The organism is Terrabacter sp. P5_B1, assembly GCF_056400505.1.
The window spans coordinates 1-1943 of sequence record NZ_JBFULD010000503.1 but is presented as its reverse complement, the minus strand read 5'-3'; the positions used below and the strand labels follow the sequence as shown (position 1 = coordinate 1943).

The 1943-nt window shown below is 73.8% G+C and carries 2 protein-coding genes; one reads left to right on the top strand and one right to left on the bottom strand.

Going from position 1 to position 1943, the window contains the following annotated elements:
• Positions 1–91: 91 nt before the first annotated feature.
• Positions 92–970: an HpcH/HpaI aldolase/citrate lyase family protein gene (locus AC1DP0_RS21415; protein WP_478088521.1), complete on the top strand. Its 879-nt coding sequence runs from the start codon at positions 92–94 to the stop codon at positions 968–970.
• Positions 971–973: 3 nt separating this feature from the next.
• On the opposite strand, the gene AC1DP0_RS21410 is transcribed toward AC1DP0_RS21415, so the two are convergent.
• Positions 974–1762, bottom strand: coding sequence for an alpha/beta hydrolase-fold protein (locus AC1DP0_RS21410; protein WP_478088520.1), 789 nt, complete (start codon positions 1760–1762; stop codon positions 974–976).
• Positions 1763–1943: the final 181 nt, after the last annotated feature.

Genomic DNA, 1943 nt, shown 5'->3' with positions numbered 1-1943 from the left:
TCCCCGCGCTGGCCGAGCTGTATGCCGACGCACGGGGGGCCACGGCCCCCGTGGACCCCCCGCCAGCTCCCGCAGTCCAGGAAGGTGCGCGATGACGCAGCAGTCGGCATACCGCCCTCGGCGCTCGGTGCTCTACCTGCCGAGCTCCAACGAACGCGCGCTCGAGAAGGCGAAGACGCTCCCCGTCGACGCCCTGATCCTCGACCTCGAGGACGCCGTCGCGCCCGACGCCAAGGATGCCGCGCGCGAGAACGCTTGCGCTGCAGCCGGATCCGGCGACTACGGTCGGCGCGAGCTGACGATCCGCGTCAACGCTCTGGACTCGCAGTGGCACGACGCCGACCTCGCTGCCGCAGCGGCGGCAGGGCCGGACGCGGTCGTCGTGCCGAAGGTGAACTCGGCCGACGAGGTGCGGGCCCTCGTGGCGGCGATGGAGGCTGCCGGCGCGCCCGCGCACACGCGCCTGTGGGCCATGGTCGAGACACCGGTCGCCGTGCTGCACGCCGAGGAGATCGCCCGGGCGTCCGCTCGGCTCGCCTGCCTCGTGCTGGGCACCAACGACCTGTACAAGGAGCTCGGCGCCGCCTTCGCTCCGGGACGGGCCGCGATCCAGACCTCGCTCCAGCTGTCGATCCTGGCGGCCCGCGCTGCAGGTGTGGCTGTCGTCGACGGCGTCTACAACGACGTCAAGGACGGCGACGGCTTCCTCGCCGAGGCGCGCCAGGGCCGCGAGATGGGCTTCGATGGCAAGACCCTGATCCACCCGGGGCAGGTCGAGGCGGCCAACGAGGTCTTCGCCCCGAGCGCGGCCGAGGTCGACGACGCGCGGGCCGTGATCGCCGCCTTCGAGGCCGCTCAGGCGCAGGGGCGCGGTGTCGCGACCGTCAACGGCCGGCTCATCGAGAGCCTCCACGTCGACACGGCGAAGAAGGTGCTTGCGACCGCCGAGGCGATCGCCGCCCTGTCCTGACACTCAGAGGCGCGCGGCCGCCCAGGCCATCTCCGCCGCGACGTTGCCGCTCCAGAAGGCGCCGTCGTGGCCCCCGTCCGTGAAGTGGGCCTCCACCCCTGGCAGCTGTCGGGCCAGCGTGCGGTTCGCCGCGATGAAGGGGTCCGAGGTGCCGCAGTCGAGGCGGACCGGGATCCCGGCGAGGCGGGACAAGCGGTTGAAGATCGAGTGGCGGTCGAAGTCGGCGCGCCCGTCATAGGCCCGTGCTGGCGTCTGGCTGCCCTTCAACCACAGCGCCGCGCTCGCGGCGACCACCCCGCTGACCCGCGACCGGCCGAGGTCGCTCGCGAGGAGGAGGGCCCCGAATCCGCCCATCGACCAGCCGAGGAAGGTGACCGGCGAGGTGGGAGACAGCCCCGCCGCGGAGAGGGCCAGGGGCACGAGCTCTTCGCGGACCATCGCGCTGGTGTCGCTGCCGTCGCGTCGGGCGTGCCAGTACGTGTCGCCGCCGTCGACGGAGACGAGCGCCATCCGCGAGGTCTCGACGGCGTCGGCGAAGCCGAGGTTGAAGGCGTCGTCCGCCGACCCGCCGAAGCCGTGCAGGGCGACGACGAGGCCGCGCGGGCGCCCGGATCGCGGCACCGCCAACCGCCAGCGCGGTGCGTGGAGGCCGGAGCGGTCCGACAGGACGCCGTCGGTGAGGACGGGGCCGTTCGCGGAGGAGCATCCGGTGACGGTCGACACGAGGGTCGTCGCGACGGCGGCCGCTCCCAGCATCACCCTGCGCCGTGACGGACCGCTTCCGGTGGGCATGGCGGGAGCGTAGCCCCGGACCCGGGGCCGTCGGGCGAGGCGGCGCTCGGGATCGGTGCGTCATCCTCGCGCGTTGAGCAGTCATGAGCCGGGACCCGCGGAAGGACGAGAGCGGGCGCGAGTCACCGGCACCGGCCGGGCCACGTCCCCTGCTGTCCCGGCGTCGCGTGCTGTCACTGGG

Bases quoted from the DNA above. Each gene is read 5' to 3' on its own strand.
- AC1DP0_RS21410 (WP_478088520.1), bottom strand. From the start codon at position 1,762: ATGCCCACCGGAAGCGGTCCGTCACGGCGCAGGGTGATGCTGGGAGCG.
- AC1DP0_RS21415 (WP_478088521.1), top strand. From the start codon at position 92: ATGACGCAGCAGTCGGCATACCGCCCTCGGCGCTCGGTGCTCTACCTG.